This is a genomic window from Piscicoccus intestinalis NBRC 104926, assembly GCF_001515525.1.
GTDB classification, from domain to species: Bacteria; Actinomycetota; Actinomycetes; order Actinomycetales; family Dermatophilaceae; genus Kineosphaera; species Kineosphaera intestinalis.
The window spans coordinates 1-16,583 of record NZ_BCNQ01000106.1 but is presented as its reverse complement, the minus strand read 5'-3'; the positions used below and the strand labels follow the sequence as shown (position 1 = coordinate 16,583).

Here is a 16,583-nt window from a genome sequence, read left to right as displayed (position 1 = left end):
CGGCGAGCTCGCCGAGCATGGCCTCCAGCCGCTGCCCCGGCGCGGCCCGCACAAGCACGGGCTGCCCGCGGCCCACGCCGGCCTCGTCGAGCCAGGCGGCGTGCTCGGCCAGTCGACGCCCGACCTGCGCGTACGTCGTCACGTGGGTGATGCCGTCGCGCAGCTCGTGCAGGGCGACGCGGGTGCCGAAACGCTGGACGGCGGCCTCCAGCCGCTGCCCGACCGACTCAAACGTCATCGCAGGTGCCTTCCTCGTCGCCGGCCCCCCGCTCCGAGCGCTGTGTGCGCGTGTGCCGCCCGTCGCGGGCTGCGTCTATACCGTAACCCCGCGGCACGCCCGGTTCCGGCGCGCAGGGTGGTTGACTGGCCCGCGTCGATCCCGCCTCAACCCTGGAGCGCCCATGACACCTCGCGATCCCCGCCTCGGCGGTCTTTGCGGCCTTCGCGGTCGTCGTGCCCGCCGCCGCGCCGGCGTGGGGCTGGCCGTGGCGAGCGTCGTCTCGCTGGCGCTCACCGCCTGCTCGGCCGGAGCCGGGTCGGCCGGCTCACCCGGCGACGGCGACTCGACCGGAGGCGGGCTGCGCGTCGGCATGTTCGCCGAGCCGGCCAGCCTCGACTTCACGACCTCCGACGGGGCGGCGATCCCGCAGGCGCTGCTGACGAACGTCTACGAGGGCCTCGTCAAGCTCGACGCGGAGGGCACGATCGTGCCGGGTCTGGCGAGCGCGTGGACGGTCTCCGACGACCGGAAGACGTACACGTTCGACCTCGTGCCGAACGCGACGTTCACCAACGGCGACACCTTCGACGCGAACGACGCGGTGTTCTCCATCAACCGGGTGAAGAACGACTGGACCACGTCGCTGGCCAAGGCGATGGACGTGGTCGCCGACGCGAAGGCGGTCTCGCCGACCCAGCTGCAGGTCACGCTGAGCCGGCCGAGCAACGACTGGCTGTACCGGATGACGACCCGGATCGGGGCGATGTTCAGCCAGTCCGGGGTGGACTCGCTCGCGACGAGCACGGTCGGCACCGGTCCGTACACGCTCGACGCGTGGACCCGCGGCGACTCCCTGACCCTCAAGCGCAACCCGAACTACTGGGGCCAGAAGCCGTATTTCGACACCGTCAAGCTCGCCTACTTCAAGGACCCGACGGCCCTGAACAACGCGATGCTCACCGGCACGATCGACATCGTCTCCACCGTGCAGGCCCCCGAGACGCTCGCGCAGTTCGAGGGCAACCCGAAGTACACGATCATCGAGGGCACGACGAACGGCGAGGTCGTGCTGTCGATGAACAACGCCCGGCCGCCGTTCAACGACGTGCGGGTGCGGCAGGCCGCCCGGCAGGCCATCGACCACGAGAACCTGCTGAAGACCTGCTGGGGCGGCCGCGGCAAGCTCATCGGCAGCATGGTGCCCCCGACCGACCCCTGGTACGAGGACCTCACCGGCATCGCCCCCTACGACGTCGCGCAGGCGAAGGCCCTGCTGCAGCAGGCGGGCGCGACCAACCCCGCGGTGCGGCTGCGGCTGCCGTCGCTGCCGTACGCCACGGCCTGCGGGCAGGTCGTCAAGAGCCAGCTCGAGCAGGTCGGTTTCCGGGTCACCCTCGACCAGCTGGAGTTTCCGGCGGCGTGGCTGACGAACGTCTTCAAGGGCGGCGACTACGAGATGTCGATGGTCGCGCACGTCGAGCCGCGCGACCTGGGCACGGTGTTCGGCAACAAGGACTACTACATCCACTACGACAACCCGCGCCTGAGCCAGCTGCTGCAGGCCGCCGACACCGGTGACGAGGCCGCGCAGGTCGAGAACATGAAGCAGGCGGCCCGGCTCATCTCCCAGGACGCGGCGAGCGACTGGCTGTTCCTCATGCCCAACCTCATGGTCGCCGACGCGAGCGTGACCGGGTTGCCGACCAACGCCATCAGCGAGTCCTTCGACCTCACGGCCCTGCGCTGCCAGTAACCGGCCGGTCCGCCTCATGCCCGTCGTGCTCGCCCGCAAGGTGGTGACGCTGCTCATCAGCCTGTTCGTCAGCTCGCTGCTCGTGTTCGGCTTCATGCAGTGGCTGCCCGGCGACCCCGCCCGGGTCGCCCTGGGGGTCAACGCCTCCGAGGAGGCCGTGGCCCGGCTCCGCGCCGATTTCGGGCTCGACGCCCCGCTGCGTGAGCGCTACCTCGACTGGGTGCACGGGCTGGTGCGGCTCGACCTCGGAGACAGCTACATCTCGCGGGCGGCGATCGGGCCCCAGATCGCCGACCGGCTGCAGGTCACGCTCTGGCTCGTCGTGACGGCCATGGTCATCGCGGTGCTCCTCGCGCTGCCGCTCGGCACGCTCATGGCGGTGCGGCACCGCCACCCGATCGGCCTGGCGCTCTCGGCCCTCTCGCAGGTGGGCGTCGCGATCCCGTCGTTCCTCGCGGGCCTGCTGCTCATCACGCTGTTCGCGGTGCGCCTGGGCTGGCTGCCCGCCAACGGCTGGACCCCGCCGGCCGCCGACCCCGTGATGTTCCTGCGCCAACTCGTGCTGCCCTCGCTCGCGCTGGGGCTCGTCCAGGCTGCCGTGCTCGCCCGCTACGTGCGCAGCGCGGTGCTCGACGTCATGGCCGAGGACTACGTGCGCACCGCCCGGGCCAAGGGGCTGCGGCCGATGCGGGCGCTGTGGCGGCACGGGCTGCGCAACGCGGCGATCCCCGTCGTCACCGTGCTCGCGCTGCAGCTGGCGACGCTGCTCATCGGGGCCGTCGTCGTCGAGCGCGTGTTCGTCGTGCCGGGGCTGGGCAGCCTGCTGCTCGACGCCGTCGCCAACCGCGACCTCATCGTCGTGCAGGACGTCGTCATGCTGCTCGTGCTCGCCGTGCTGCTCGTCAACATGCTCGTCGACGTGCTCTACGCGCTCATCGACCCGCGCGTGAAGGCGGGCGCCCGATGACGCAGCCGTCGTTCGCGCGCCCCGAGGCCACCGGAGGCGGGGTGCCCGCCCCGGCGACCGCCTCCCGGTCGTGGCGCAACCCGAGCCTGCTCGTCGGCGCCGGGCTCGTCGGCCTCGTCGTGCTCGCGGCCCTTCTTTCGTACGTGTGGGTGCCGCACGACCCGCTGTACGTCGACCCCCTGAGCCGCCTGCAGGGGGTGTCGGCGCAGCACTGGCTCGGCACCGACCTGTTCGGGCGTGACGTGCTGAGCCGCCTCATGGTCGGGGCGCGCACGACCCTGTTCGTCGGGGTCGTCGCCGTCGGCGTCGCCGCCCTCGTCGGGGTGCCGCTCGGGGTGCTCGCGGCGATGGTGCCGCCGTGGCTGAGCACGATCATCATGCGCGCCGCCGACATCCTGCTCGCGTTCCCCGCGCTGCTGCTGGCGATCATGTTCAGCGCGGTCTTCGGCGGCAGCACGCTGACGGCGATGATCGCCATCGGCATCGCGAGCATCCCGACGTTCGCGCGGGTCGTGCGCGCCGCGGGGCTCGGGGTGCTCGCCTCCGAGTACGTGCTCGCGGCGCGGGCGGCCGGGCGGCGACCCGTCTCCATCGCGGTGCGGCACGTGCTGCCGAACGTCGGCAGCATGGTCATCGTGCAGGCGTCGGTGGCCTTCGCGATCGCGATCCTCGCCGAGGCCGCGCTGTCGTTCCTCGGGCTCGGCACGCCACCGCCGACCCCGTCGTGGGGGCTCATGCTGCAGGAGAGCCAGCCGCTGCTGTTCATGGCGCCGCAGCTGGCGATCGTGCCGGGCCTCGCGATCGCGCTCGCCGTGCTCGGCTTCAACCTCCTCGGCGACGGCCTGCGCGACCTGCTCGACCCGCGGCTGGAGGACCGGCGATGAGCGGCGCCACGCCGGCCACCGGCGACGTGCTCAACGTTCGCGACCTCGGGGTGACGACCGGCTCGACGCCGCTGGTCGAGGGCGTGGACCTGTCGATCGCGCGCGGCGAGCGGCTCGGGCTCATCGGGGAGTCGGGCTCCGGCAAGTCGCTGACCGCCCTGTCGATCATGGGGCTGCTGCCGGAGGGGCTGCGGTCGTCGGGATCGGTGCGGCTGGCCGGCTTCGACCGCGACATCGTCGGCGCGAGCGAGCACTCGCTCTCGCACGCCCGGGGCCTCGACATGGCGATGGTCTTCCAGGAGCCGATGACCGCGCTCAACCCGACGATGCGGGTGGGGGAGCAGGTCGCCGAGGTGATGACCGTGCACGGCGTCGACGCGCGCACGGCCCGCGACCGGGCCGTCGAGCTGCTCGACCAGGTGCGGCTGCCCGACCCGACGGCCGCGGCGCGCGCCTACCCGCACCAGCTCTCCGGCGGTCAGCGGCAGCGGGTCGTGCTCGCGATCGCCCTGGCCAACGACCCCGCGCTGCTCATCTGCGACGAGCCGACGACCGCGCTCGACGTCACCGTGCAGGCGGGGGTGCTCGACCTCATCGTCTCCGGGGCCGCCGCCCGCGACGCCGGGCTGCTGTTCATCACCCACGACCTCGCGGTCGTCGCCACCGTGTGCCACCGGGTCGCCGTGATGCACCGCGGGCGGATCGTCGAGACCGGGCCCGTCGAGCAGGTGTTCACCCGGCCTGAGCACGAGTACACCGCCCGGCTCGTCGCCGCCTCCGACCTGAGTGCCGTCGACGCGCGGGGGCGGCTCGTCGGCGGGCGGGGTTCGGGGTCTGCGGCGTCTACGTCGGCGGCGTCGGGTTCGGGCTCGGCGTCTTCATCGGAGTCGGGTGCGGCGGGCGACTCGGGCGACGTCGCGGCCGAACCCCCTGGCGCGAGCGCCCGCCCGGCCGGCGACCGCGTGTCGGGGATCGCGGCGGGGGAGCCGATCATCGAGCTGACCGACGTCGTGCGGCATTACAAGCGGCCGCGGCGCCGGTTGCTGCAGCCGGCGCCGGTCGTCGAGGCGCTGCGGGGCGTGAGCCTGACCGTGCGCCGCGGCGAACGCGTCGGGATCGTCGGCGAATCCGGGTGCGGCAAGTCGACGCTGCTGCGGATCCTCGCCGGCCTGGACCGTCCGACGAGCGGGTCGGTGCGGGTCGAGGGCCGGGAGATCGCGGGGCTGCCGGAGCGGCGGCTGCGGTTCGTGCGCGACAGCCTCCAGCTGGTGTTCCAGGATCCGATGAGCTCGCTGAACCCGCGGATGCGGGTCGCCGACATCGTCGCCGAGCCGCTCGTGGCGCAAGGGCGGGCCGCCGAGAAGCACCGGGTGGGTGACCTGCTCGCGTCGGTGGGCGTGGACCCCTCGGCGGCGCGCCGGTTTCCGCACCAGTTCTCCGGCGGCCAGCGGCAACGGATCTCGTTGGCCCGCGCGCTGGCTCCCGACCCCGACATCCTCGTCGCCGACGAGCCCGTCAGCGCCCTCGACGTGTCGGTGCGCGCGCAGGTGCTCAACCTCATCGCCGACCTCGTCGACGACCACGGCCTGACGCTCGTGTTCGTCAGCCACGACCTGTCGGTGGTGCGGCACCTGTGCGAGCGGGTCGTCGTCATGGAGGCGGGGCAGATCGTCGAAGAGGGGCCGACGAGTCGGGTCTACGAGGACCCCCAACACCCGTACACGCGGCGGCTCGTCGCGAGCATCCCGACGCTGCAGGGTGCGCTCGCCGGGATCGACGCGGCGCGGCTGGCCGACGGGGTGCGTGCCGCCGGCCGGTCCGCGTGAGGAAGCCTGAGGAAGGACGTTGAGATGACGCAGCCCAGCGACGACGCCGTGCGGCTCGGGCCCACGAACAGCCTCCTCGACGTGGCCGGGCTGAGCGTCGGGCACGTCACCCTCCGGGAGCCGGGGTGGCTGACCGGCACGACGGTCGTGCTGGCCCCCGACGACGGCGTCGTCGGCGGTGTCGACGTGCGCGGCGGCGGTCCGGGGACCCGGGAGACCGATCTGCTCGACCCGCGCAATGTCGTCGAGCGGGTGCACGCGATCTGTCTGTCCGGCGGCAGCGCATTCGGGCTCGCGGCCGCCGACGGGGTGATGCGGGCGCTGTTCGACGACGGCGTCGGGCTGCCGATGGGGGAGCCGGGGCAGGTCGTGCCGCTCGTGCCCGCCGCCGTCGTCTTCGACCTGGGCCGTGGTGGCGACTTCGCGCATCGCCCCGACCACGAGACCGGCCGGGCGGCGTACGAGGCGGCCAAGGCCTCCCGACCTGCTGATTCGCCAGTCAACCTCAACGTGACATCGAACTCTGGTGATCTCACCGTCGACGAGAGGTCGAGGTGTGAGCAGGGCGTCGTCGGGGCCGGCGCGGGGGCCAAGTGCGGCGGGTTCAAGGGCGGCATCGGCTCGGCGAGCGCGGTGCTGCCCGACGGCACGACGGTCGCGGCGCTCGTCGTGCTCAACGCCCTCGGCGAGGCCGTCGACCCGGCGACGGGGGAGCTGTACGCCCGGCGGTTCCTGCTGCCCGGCGAGCTCGACGGGCTCGGGGTGCCCTCGGAGCCCGAGGCGGAGGCGGCGCGCGAGCAGGCGTCGTCGGCGCCGCCGCAGCTCGTCGGTCGGCCCGGGATGGCGACGACGATCGGGGTCATCGCGACCGACGCGACGCTGACGAAGGCGCAGTGCGCCAAGCTCGCCGGGATCGCCCACGACGGGCTGGCGCGGGCGGTCAAGCCGGTGCACACGATGTTCGACGGCGACACGTTCTTCGGCGCCGCGACCTGCGAGCGGGAGGCCCCCGACCTGGCCGGGTTCCACGGGCTGCTCGACGCGGGCGGCGACGCGGTGACCCGGGCGGTGGCGCACGCGCTGCTCGCCGCGCACACGGTGACGACCCCGGCGGGCACGTGGCGGAGTTACCGTGAGGCGTTCCCCAGCGCCGTGGCTCGGCTCGTGGCCCCCGCCGCGGCGCGCGACGCCGCAGACGCAGGAGGAGAGCCGTGAGCGACCCCGCCGCCGCCGACCGACCCGACTACACGAGGCTGTTCCGCCTCGACGGCCGCACCGCGCTCGTCGTCGGCGGCGGCAGCGGCATCGGCCGCGAGAGCGCGCTGGCGTTGGCCGCCAACGGTGCCCGGGTGGTCGTCGCCGACCGGGACGTCGACGCGGCCCGCGAGACCGCCTCCCTCGGCGAGGGTCTGGAGGCGTATCCGCTGGACATCACCGACTCCGCGGCCGTCGAGCAAGCGGCCCGCGACCTCGACGGGCCCGACGGGTCCGACGCATCTGACGGCGGCGTCGACGTGCTCGTCATCACGGCGGGCGTCAACGTGCGCAAGCACCTGCTCGACTACAGCGGCGAGGAGTTCGACAAGGTCGTCGGCGTCAACCTGCGCGCGCACTTCGACCTCATCCGGGCGTTCGGCCGCGGCATGGCCCAGCGCGGGCGGGGCAGCATCATCGCGTTCAGCTCGATGCGGGCGGTGCTCGTGGAGCCGGGCCAGTCGGTCTACGCGGCGACCAAGGCGGGCCTGGTGCAGCTGCTGCGCACGGCGGCCGCGGAACTCGGCCCGCGCGGGGTGCGCTGCAACGCGATCGCGCCCGGGGTGGTCGACACGCCGCTGACGACGCAGATCAAGTCCGACCCGGCGTGGCGCGACGCGTACGCCCAGGCCAGCGCTCTCGGCCGCTGGGCCCACCCCTCCGAGCTGGCCGGGGCCGTCGTCTACCTCGCCTCCGACGCGTCCAGCTTCGTCACCGGCAGCCAGCTCTTCGTCGACGCCGGCTGGACCGCCGTCGACGGCCGCTTCGACCCCTTCGCCTGACCCAGCGTCGGAGCGCCGCACCCCCGCCCGGTCCGCTCTGCCGAACGGGCGATATGTCGCCCGTTCGGCAGAGCGCCGGCCGAGATGGCACCGGGGAGATGATGGCGCCATGCCTGTTACCGCTTACACGACCCTGTCAGGCCCGGCGGAGGCCGAGGTCGAGGCCAAGCGGTCCCGGTTCCTCGCGCACGTGGCGCCCGCGGCCGACGAGGAGGCGGCCCGCGCCGTCATCGACGCCGCCCGGCGCGCGCACCACGACGCCCGGCACCACTGCAGCGCGTTCGTCCTCGGGCCCGACCGGCGCACCGAGCGCAGCAACGACGACGGGGAGCCGGCGGGCACCGCGGGCTCCCCGATGCTCGACGTGCTGCGCGGCAGCGGGCTGACCGACGTCGTCGCCGTCGTCACCCGCTGGTTCGGCGGCACCCTGCTCGGCACCGGCGGCCTCATCCGCGCGTACTCCGACGCTGTCACCGAGGCCCTGACGGAGGCCGACGCCCGCGGCCTGCGGGTGCGGCGCGAGCTGCGCCGCCTGGCGTACGTCGATGTCGGGGTCGCCGAGGCCGGCCGCATCGAGCACGAGCTGCGGGCCGCGGGCGTCGACGTCGGCGACACCGGCTACGGCCTGGCGGGGTTGCCCGCGAACCTGGCCCGCCTGCACCTCGCCCTACCGCCCGACGACGTCGACTCCATCGCCGCGCAGGTCGCCGCCGCGACCTCCGGCGCCGCCGACCTGGTCGTCACGGACGCGCTCGACTGGGCGTCGGCACCGGGGTGACGGCCAGCGAGCAACGAGCTAGCGTCAGCCCTCGGCCGGGTCGAGACCCGCGGCGCGCACCGCCTCCCGCAGGAAGGCCAGCAGGGTCGCGCTGACGTCCCAGCGCAGCTGGCCGGCGGGGAACACGGCCCAGTACTGCCCGCGGAACGACAGTTCGTCGGGCAGCACCCGCAGCAGCTCGGGGCGCCGTCCGGCGAGGTGGCAGGGGAGCAGCGCGAGCCCTACGTCGGCGAGGGCCGCCGCCTCGTGCACCCACAGGTTGTTCGACTGGAGCCTGATCGTGTCCGGCAGCCGCGGCCGCAGGCCCGCGTAATCGGGCACGGCAGAAGCGAAGTCGGGCACGGTCGCCAGCGCGTCGTCGGCCCACCAGGCGATGACGTGGCCGGCCAGATCGTCGACGCTCGTGACCGGATCGTGCGTGTCCAGGTACGAGCGGGTCGCGAACAGTCCTACCTCGTAGAGCGCCAGCGGCACCGACCGCACCCGCGTCGACGTCGGCTTGGCCCGCACGACCGCCACGTCGTAGTCGACCGCGTCGCGCCCGGCGAGCGACGTCACCGACATGAGCCGCAACACGACGTTGCGGTCGCGCACCAGGCCCGCGGCGTGCGGCGCCAGCACGGCCGCCGAGAACCCGTCCGGAGCCAGCACGGTCCACTCGACCGGCCCCGGCTCCACGAGATCTCCGCCGGAGAACGCCGACGCCCCGGCCACCACCATCCGCGCCGCCGGCAGCAGCGACTCGCCCGCGGGCGCCAGTCGCCAGCCGGTCGGGTCGCGCTTGAACAGCCGCTTCCCGAGCGCCGATTCGAGCCGCTTGACGCGGCGGCCGACGGTGGTGTGGTCGACGCCGAGCTCCTCGCCGGCGCGGGTCAGCGTGCCGACCCGCGCGAGCGTCTCGAAGTACCGGATGTCCTCGGCGTCGACCCGCACGATCAGTTGTCGCTGACCCAGACGGTCATCGCCTCCTGGTAGCCGGCCATCGCCTCCGGGCCGTTGTCGCGGCCCCAGAATCCCGACTGGCGGAAGCCGCCGAAGGGCGTCGCGACCGTGCCCTCGGAGTAGCCGTTGAACGCCAGCGTGCCGACGCGCAGCCGGTCGGCCCACCAGCGCACCCCGTTGACGTCCTCGCACCACACCGTCGACGCCAGGCCGTAGTCCTCGTCGTTGACGAGGGCCACCGCCTCCTCGCGGGTGTCGACCCGGATGAGCACGGTCAGCGGCCCGAAGATCTCGCCCGTGCCCAGCGTCGTCTCGGCGGGCACGTCACGCAGCACCGTCGGGCCGATCCAGAAGCCGTCACCCGGCACGTCCTCCTGCCGGTGCACGACCTGCGCCCCGGCCCCGACCGCCTCGTCGACCCACGACGAAATCCGGTCGCGCGCCTCGAGATTGATGACCGGGCCCATCGCCGTGCCGTCCGCCAGCGGGTCGCCGACCGTGAACCCGGCCGCCGCGTCGGCGAGCGCCTTGGTGAACTCCTCGTAGCGCTCGTCGGCCGGCCCCACGTAGACCGCCCGTGACGACGCCGTGCAGTTCTGCCCGGCGTTGCCGAACGCGGCGCCCGCGATGTCCTCCGCCGCCGCCGCGAGGTCGGAGACGTGCGCGGCGTCGACCGCGTAGATCGCCCGGCCGCCGAGCTCCAGCGACACCCGCTTGAGGTTCGACTCCGCGCTGTACCGCAGGAACAGCCTCCCCACCTCGCCGGAGCCGGTGAACGTCACCATGTCGATGTCGCCGTGGCGGCCCAGCGCCGCGCCGGTGCCCGGACCGTCTCCGACGATGACGTTGACGATGCCGTCGGGCACCCCGGCCTCGCGCGCCAGCCGCGCGAAGTACAGGGCCGACAGGCTGGAGTCCTCGCTCGGCTTGATGACCATCGCGTTGCCGGTGGCCAGCGCCGGCGCGACCTTCCAGCCGAGCATGGCGATCGGGAAGTTCCACGGCAGCACCGCGCACACCACGCCGAGCGGCACCTTCTGCACCCAGCCCCAGCCGGAGGTGTCGCGCAGGTAGCGGCCGTCGTCGTGCTCGATGAGGTCGATGAAGAAGCGCAGGTTCGCGACGACGTCGGGCACGTCCTCGGCCACGCTCAGGGCCAGCACCTTGCCGGCCTCCCATGCGTCGAGATAGGCGATGACCTCGGCGTTCTCCTCGACGAGGTCGGCGAGCTTGCGCAGCGTGGCCACGCGCAGGGCCGCGTCGGTGGCCCACCCGGACTCGGTGAAGGCGGCGCGTGCGGCGGCCACGGCCTCGTCGACCTGCGCGGCCGATGCGCCGGAGAGCTCGCCGAGCGTGCGCCCGTCGGAGGGGTTGATGAGCGGGAGCTTGTCGCCCTCGCCCGATCGGCTCTGCCCGCCGATCTCGAGCCCGAGGTCCTTGCCGAAGACCTCGTCGCTGAACGACTGTGCGACGTCACGCATGTGCGACCTCCTGAACGTCCTGTAGGGCCGTCAACACGGCCTGAATCTCTTCCGGCGCGGCGGTGGGCAGCGGCGGGCGCACGGGCCCCTGCTCGATGCCGAGCTGCGTCAGGCATCCCTTGATGAGGGAGATGAAGGCCGAGCTGTCCTCGATGAGCCCGAGCGGCGTCGCCAGCTTGCGCCACAGTCTGACCGCCTGGGCCCATTCGCCCTGGTCGGCGAGCTGCCACAGCCGCACGCACTCCTGCGGGGCCAGCCACGCGGAGGCGGCGACCCACCCGGTCGCGCCCTGCACGAAGCCCTCGAGCGCGAGACCGTCGGCCCCGACGAAGATCTCGACGCGCTCGGGGAGCGCGGCCCGCAGCTCGCGCACGCGGCTCGCCGCGCCGGAGGTCTCCTTGACCGCCCAGAACGAGTCGTGCGCCGCGAGCGGCTCCAGGTGCGCCGGCAGCACGTCGGTGCCCGTGGAGTGCGGGTTGTTGTAGAACAGCAGCGGCAGCGTGGAGGCGGCGAACACCGGCTCCAGCGCGGCGACCGTGGCCTCGGCCGAGATGCCGCCGTAGTAGGGCGGGGTCACCATGGCGGCGGATGCGCCCCAGTCGCGGGCCTTGTCGATGAGGTCGGCGACGTCGCGCGGGTCGTAGGCCATGCAGCCGACGACGACCGGCACGCGGCCCTGCACGTGCTCGATGACCGCACGGACCTGCTCTTCGCGCTCCTGCGTGGTGAGCGCGAGGGCCTCGCCGGTGGCGCCGAGGGCGAGGATCCCGTCGACGCCTGCCTCGAGGACTCGGTCGACGCCGCTGCGCAGCGCGTCCAGATCCTGGGTGTTCGTCGGGGAAAAGGGCGTGGTCGGCACCGCGAACACGCCTCTCATGGTGCTGGTCACGAAGTGTCCTTTCGAGGTGGGGCCGTCGGGCATCAGGTGGCGAACGGATCCGCCGGCGTCAGCTGCCGCGCCGGCCCTCGCGCGCCGCGTGGCACCCACGCTAGGAAGTGGCCCCGATCACGTTCAAGACCCTATCCCGCACCGGGGTGTGCAGAACTGCACGCCTCGTGGGCCCGGAGGCGGGGCGGCTGCGGCGCGCCTGGCACGCGGCTCTCCGCCTGATCGGCCCGCGGCGTGTTTCCACCCGCCACCGGCTGCCGCTGCGAAGAGACGGTGTGATGAGAGTCGCATCTGGATGTGTGAGCGAAAATTTCACTCTCGTAGAGAAATTTAACCTGTGTGATGACTGATCTCAATCAGGTTGCTGCACAACGCTATTCAACATTAGTAACGACTGTGCAACGAACGTATTTTCGATATCCTAATCCCATGGACTTCACTCCCGACGTCGGCGTGGCCGACGGTGCTGCGGCACCGGCCGGTGACGTCGATGTGTCGGGAGGCGGGGCGGCCCAGCCCGTGGGGGAGTCGCTGCTGCGGCAGGTCCGTACGGCTCGCGCGATGTTGTCGAGGTTGCCGGGGCTGTTGTCGCGAGTCGGGTCCGATGAGCTGCCGGAACTCGCTGCGGCGGCGGCCGGTGCGGTGGCCGCGGCGTGTGCCGCGCAGGCGGCGGTCGTTCTTGAGGCTGAGGATCGCGGTGTTATCGCCGAGTCGGATCATTCGCGGGTGCCGGCCTGGGTGCAGCAGTCTCACGTGGAGGCCGGGGTGCCGGTGTCGCCGGGTCGGGCCCGGGCGTTGGGAGTGTTGGCCCGGATCTGTGACCGGCAGGACGCGGCCCCGCTGCGGGAGGCCGTTCTCGACGGGCGGGTGACGGTCGAGGCCGCCGAGCTGCTCGCGGCGACCTATCGGCGGTTGCAGGGGTCGATCGCGGTGAAGTCCTGGGACGGGGTCATGGACGCATTGATCGGCCTGGCCGCGCACGGGGTGACCCGGCGTGAACTGGCCGCGATGGAAGAGCAGCTCATCGGGCAGTACGGCACCGACGGCGAGTACCAGGAACGCGAACGCCGGTACGAGCGGCGTGATTTCACCGAGCTGACGCTGAATCCGCGGACCGGGATCTACGAAGGGCGAGTTCGGCTCGACCCCGCGTCCGCGGCTGTGGTGATCGCCGCGATCAACGCCCTGAGCGCGCCGCGACCGACCAAGCCCGCCGGCGACGCACCCGTTGACGAGGCGGAAGGCACCCGGAGCGACGGGGGCGACGAGACCGCTGGAGGAGCGAGCGGCAGTTCCGCCACTACCGACAGCGGCGTCAATGGCCCTGACGGCGTTCACGGCCCTGCTGGCACTGCTGGCACTGCTGGCGCTGACGTCGACAGCGTCGATGGCGATCGCGTCGACGCGGCCGCCGGTAAGCCCGAGCCCGACCTGCGGACCGCGGGTGAACGCCGCGCCGACGCGCTCGTCGCCCTGGCCGCGCACGCGGCGGTGCCGGACAAGAACACGCCGGGCACCGGCGCCAAAGCCAAAGTCGTCGTGACCATCAAGCTCGCCGACCTCGTGGCCGGCCTCGAATCCGAAGCCCTGCCCGGCCTGTTCGCCGACCTCGTGCGCAAGCACCGCGAACGCACCGGCGGCACCGGATTCCGCACCGACCACAACCACGATTGCGGCACCACCGCCTTCGGCCACACCCTGACCCCCGGCCAGGTGCGCGTCCTGTCGTGCGACGCGCAGATCATCCCCGCCGTGCTCGGCACCGGGCCCGAACCCCTCGACCTCGGCCGCGGAAAACGGCTGATCTCACCAGGATTGGCCACGTATCTGGCGATGCGCGATGGGGGCTGTACGTTCCCGGGCTGCTCGATGCCGCCGGCCTGGTGCGACGGACACCACCTGATCAGCTGGCTGATGGGTGGGCCGACCGACCGCCACAACACCGCGCTGCTCTGCCGACATCACCACACCGTCGTGCACCGGAACGGATTCATCGGCGTCGTGGTCGACGGCGAGGTCAGATGGAGCAGAGCCGACGGCACCCCCATCGGCAATCGACCATGCGCCGGATGAACAGCCGTGCGCACGACGCCTCACGACGCCCCGGCAGGACGAGGCCGGCCGACCGAATGAACGGTCGGCCGGCCACGCCGCCTGCGCCCAGAGCTGCCCCAGAGCTGCCTCAGAGGCTGTTGATCGGCCTCCCGAGGGCGGCCGACATCGCCTCACCGAGGATCTCGGAGCGAGTCGGGTGCGGGAACATGCTGCTCGCGAAGACCGAGGCGGGCACCCCGGCTGTGCGGGCCACGACCACCGAGGCGATGAGCTCGGTGACCCCGGCTCCCACCAACGAGGCCCCGAGGATCTCGTCGGTGTCGGCGTCGACGACCACCCGCGCGAAGCCCTCCGTCTCGGCCGCCCCGAGGGCACGGCCGTTCTCTGCGAATCCGATCCGGGCGGTCGCCACGTTGTGGCCCCGCGCCTTGGCGGCCGCGACATCGATGCCGACGCTGGCCACCTCCGGCGTCGTGTACGTGCACCGCGGCACCCACTCGCGCCAGTCGTCCGGCTCCGGCTCCCGGCGCACCCCGGCGATCGCGTCGACGCAGCGCAGCGCCTCGTGACTCGCCTTGTGCGCCAAGCACGGTCCGCCCGCGACGTCGCCGATCGCGTACAGCCCCCACACGCCGGTGGCGCCGAGGCTGTCGACTGTGACGAAGCCGGCCTTGTCGAGGATGTCGAAGCGATCCAGACCCAGGTCCGCGCTGTTCGGCGCGACCCCGACCGCCAACAGCACCTTGCTCGCCGTCAGCGTCTGCTCACCGTTCTTGGCATCGCTCGTCCGGATCGTCGCGCCGCCGTCGCCGGAACCGACGACGTCGACCGACTCCACGCGCACCGACGACATCGTCGTGATGCCGCGGCGGTTGAACGACTTCGTCACCAGCGCCGAGACCTCCGGGCTCTCGCCCGGCATGATCCGGTCCAGCGACTCCAGCAGCGTCACCTTCGAGCCGAGATCCGCGTACAGCGACGCGAACTCCGACCCGATGGCGCCCGAGCCGATGACCACGAGCGACTCCGGGATCTCGTCGGGCACGAGCGCCTGCCGGTACGTCCAGATCGTCGAACCGTCCGGCACGATGCCCGGCAGCGACCGCGGCCCGGCGCCGGTGGCCACGATGATGTGGTCCGCCGCCAGATCGCGCGTGCGCCCGTCGATCTCGAGTCGCACCCGGCCCTTGTCGGCCACCGTCGCCGTGCCCCGCAGGATGTCGACGCCGTTGCCCTTGAGCAGCGCCCCGACCCCGCCGGCCAGCGTGTCCGCCGTGCGGCGCGAGTGCGCCACCAGCGCGGACACCTCGACGCTCGGTGCCTGGGCCAGGATCCCGACCTCGGCGCCCGAACGCACCGCCCGGGCCACCTCCGCGCCGTGCAGCAGCGCCTTCGTGGGGATACACCCCCAGTTCAGGCAGATGCCGCCCAGCTCGGCGCGCTCGATCACCGCCGTGCGCAACCCGAGCTGCCCGGCCCGGATCCCGGCGACGTACCCGCCCGGGCCGGCGCCGAGGACGATGACGTCGTACAGCTCGTCGGCCTCACCAGTCACGTCGTTCATCAGCACCACCCCCTCACGCGAAGATCAGCGTCGGCGTCTCGAGCAGCGTGCGCAGCTGCTTGAGGAACCGCGCCGCCAGCGCACCGTCGACCACCCGGTGATCGCTCGACAGCGTGAGCGGCAGCAGCGACGCCGCCACCGGCTCCCCGTCGGCACCCGGCACGAACGTGCGCTGCGTCGCGCCGACCGCGAGGATCGCCACCTGCGGCGGGTTGATGATCGCGTCGAACCCCGACACCCCGAACATGCCCAGGTTGGAGACGGTGAACGTGCCGCCCTGGAACTCGTCCGGCTTCAAGGTGCCGGCCTTCGCGCGCGTCGCGAGGTCGTGCGTCAGCGCCGAGATCTGCGTGATCGTGCGGGTGTCGGCGCGGGTGACGATCGGCGTGATGAGCCCCTCGCCCGTCGACACCGCGACCGCGACGTCGGCGTGCTCGAAGCGCGTGATCACCTGGCTCGCCGGGTCGTACTGCGCATTGACCTCCGGCACCGCCACCAGCGCCTTCGCGACCGCCGCGACGACCAGGTCGTTGACGCTCACCTTGACGTCGAGGCGGCTGGCGTTGATCTGACTGCGCAGCGCCAGCAGCGCCCCGATGTCGGCGTTGACCGACACCCGGTAGTGCGGCGACTCGCTGTAGCTCGCCTTGAGGCGCTGCCCGATCGTGCGGCGCATGCTCGACATCGGCACCGGCGTGCCCGTGTTTCCCGGCTCGGGAGCCGGGCCGGCCGCCGCCGTCGCCGCAGCAGGCGCGGCCGAGGGCTCCGGCTCCCGGTGCGCCGCCAGCGCGAGCACGTCGTTGACGGTCACGCGTCCGCCGCGGCCCGTGGCCCGGCAGTCGTGCAGGTTGATGCCGCGCGCCGCGGCCTCCTTGCGCGCGTGCGGGGTCGCCGGCACGCCCGCGTCGTCGCGCAGGTCGGGCACCGTCTCCACGCGCGGCCGGTCGTTGCCGAACTCCAGCGCGCCGCCCGCGGCCCGCACCGCCTCCTCGATGTCGGAGACCGTCACGCGGTCGCCGCTGCCGGTCGCGGTGATCCCGGCCAGCGCGAGGCCGTGCTCGGCCGCGAGCTTGCGGGCGTGCGGCGTCGCCGGCACATCCTCGGAGTCGGTTCCCTTGAGCGAGTCCGGGATCCGCACCGCCGGTGCCGGTCCGGACGCCGCCGGGGCCGCCGGCTGGGCAGGCTGCG

Annotated in this window: 14 protein-coding genes; 8 read left to right on the top strand and 6 right to left on the bottom strand. The window is 72.9% G+C overall.

The features are described from left to right. On the bottom strand, positions 1 to 238 hold a 238-nt coding region (locus PINTE_RS15425), incomplete at its 3' end, for an AMP-binding protein (RefSeq protein WP_157087285.1). Positions 239 to 401: 163 nt separating this feature from the next. On the opposite strand from PINTE_RS15425, the gene PINTE_RS15420 reads away from it, so the two are divergent. The 7 genes from PINTE_RS15420 (at position 402) to PINTE_RS15390 (ending at position 8,464) form a co-directional block, all read left to right on the top strand. Further along, entirely contained in the window at positions 402 to 1,973 is a 1,572-nt protein-coding gene (locus PINTE_RS15420) for an ABC transporter substrate-binding protein (RefSeq protein ID WP_084343658.1), read from the top strand. A 16-nt stretch (positions 1,974 to 1,989) separates the two neighbouring features. Then, positions 1,990 to 2,940, top strand: coding sequence for an ABC transporter permease (locus PINTE_RS15415; protein WP_068432564.1), 951 nt, complete (start codon positions 1,990 to 1,992; stop codon positions 2,938 to 2,940). Continuing rightward, complete coding sequence (locus PINTE_RS15410) at positions 2,937 to 3,824, top strand: ABC transporter permease (protein WP_084343657.1); 888 nt, start codon at positions 2,937 to 2,939, stop codon at positions 3,822 to 3,824. The genes PINTE_RS15415 and PINTE_RS15410 overlap by 4 nt, the downstream gene beginning before the upstream one ends. Further along, complete coding sequence (locus PINTE_RS15405; protein WP_068432562.1) at positions 3,821 to 5,650, top strand: dipeptide ABC transporter ATP-binding protein; 1,830 nt, start codon at positions 3,821 to 3,823, stop codon at positions 5,648 to 5,650. The genes PINTE_RS15410 and PINTE_RS15405 overlap by 4 nt, the downstream gene beginning before the upstream one ends. A gap of 24 nt (positions 5,651 to 5,674) precedes the next feature. Continuing rightward, positions 5,675 to 6,865 (top strand): P1 family peptidase, encoded by a 1,191-nt coding sequence (locus PINTE_RS15400; protein WP_068432560.1) that lies wholly within the window; start codon positions 5,675 to 5,677, stop codon positions 6,863 to 6,865. Beyond that, positions 6,862 to 7,686: an SDR family NAD(P)-dependent oxidoreductase gene (locus PINTE_RS15395; RefSeq protein WP_068432558.1), complete on the top strand. Its 825-nt coding sequence runs from the start codon at positions 6,862 to 6,864 to the stop codon at positions 7,684 to 7,686. The genes PINTE_RS15400 and PINTE_RS15395 overlap by 4 nt, the downstream gene beginning before the upstream one ends. A gap of 109 nt (positions 7,687 to 7,795) precedes the next feature. Beyond that, a complete protein-coding gene (locus PINTE_RS15390; protein ID WP_068432556.1) occupies positions 7,796 to 8,464 on the top strand; it encodes an IMPACT family protein in 669 nt (222 codons plus the stop codon). Positions 8,465 to 8,488: 24 nt separating this feature from the next. On the opposite strand, the gene PINTE_RS15385 is transcribed toward PINTE_RS15390, so the two are convergent. The 3 genes from PINTE_RS15385 to PINTE_RS15375 are packed head-to-tail and all read right to left on the bottom strand — an operon-like array spanning position 8,489 to position 11,776. Beyond that, positions 8,489 to 9,397: a LysR family transcriptional regulator gene (locus tag PINTE_RS15385; protein WP_068432554.1), complete on the bottom strand. Its 909-nt coding sequence runs from the start codon at positions 9,395 to 9,397 to the stop codon at positions 8,489 to 8,491. A 2-nt stretch (positions 9,398 to 9,399) separates the two neighbouring features. Next, the gene (locus PINTE_RS15380) at positions 9,400 to 10,887 is read right to left on the bottom strand and encodes an aldehyde dehydrogenase family protein (RefSeq protein WP_068432552.1); all 1,488 of its coding nucleotides are present in this window, start codon (positions 10,885 to 10,887) and stop codon (positions 9,400 to 9,402) included. After that, positions 10,880 to 11,776 (bottom strand): dihydrodipicolinate synthase family protein, encoded by an 897-nt coding sequence (locus tag PINTE_RS15375; RefSeq protein WP_068432550.1) that lies wholly within the window; start codon positions 11,774 to 11,776, stop codon positions 10,880 to 10,882. The genes PINTE_RS15380 and PINTE_RS15375 overlap by 8 nt, the downstream gene beginning before the upstream one ends. Positions 11,777 to 12,643: 867 nt before the next feature. On the opposite strand from PINTE_RS15375, the gene PINTE_RS15370 reads away from it, so the two are divergent. Then, positions 12,644 to 13,849 carry an HNH endonuclease signature motif containing protein gene (locus PINTE_RS15370; protein WP_373280167.1) on the top strand — a complete coding sequence of 402 codons (1,206 nt, stop codon included), beginning with the start codon at positions 12,644 to 12,646 and terminating at the stop codon, positions 13,847 to 13,849. 109 nt (positions 13,850 to 13,958) lie between these two features. Here the strand turns inward: PINTE_RS15370 and lpdA are convergent, their stop codons facing one another. After that, on the bottom strand, positions 13,959 to 15,395 hold the full coding sequence (gene lpdA / locus PINTE_RS15365) for a dihydrolipoyl dehydrogenase (RefSeq protein ID WP_068432567.1): 1,437 nt from the start codon (positions 15,393 to 15,395) through the stop codon (positions 13,959 to 13,961). A gap of 13 nt (positions 15,396 to 15,408) precedes the next feature. Further along, a partial coding sequence (locus PINTE_RS15360) for a dihydrolipoamide acetyltransferase family protein (protein ID WP_217996610.1) occupies positions 15,409 to 16,583 on the bottom strand: 1,175 nt, incomplete at its 5' end.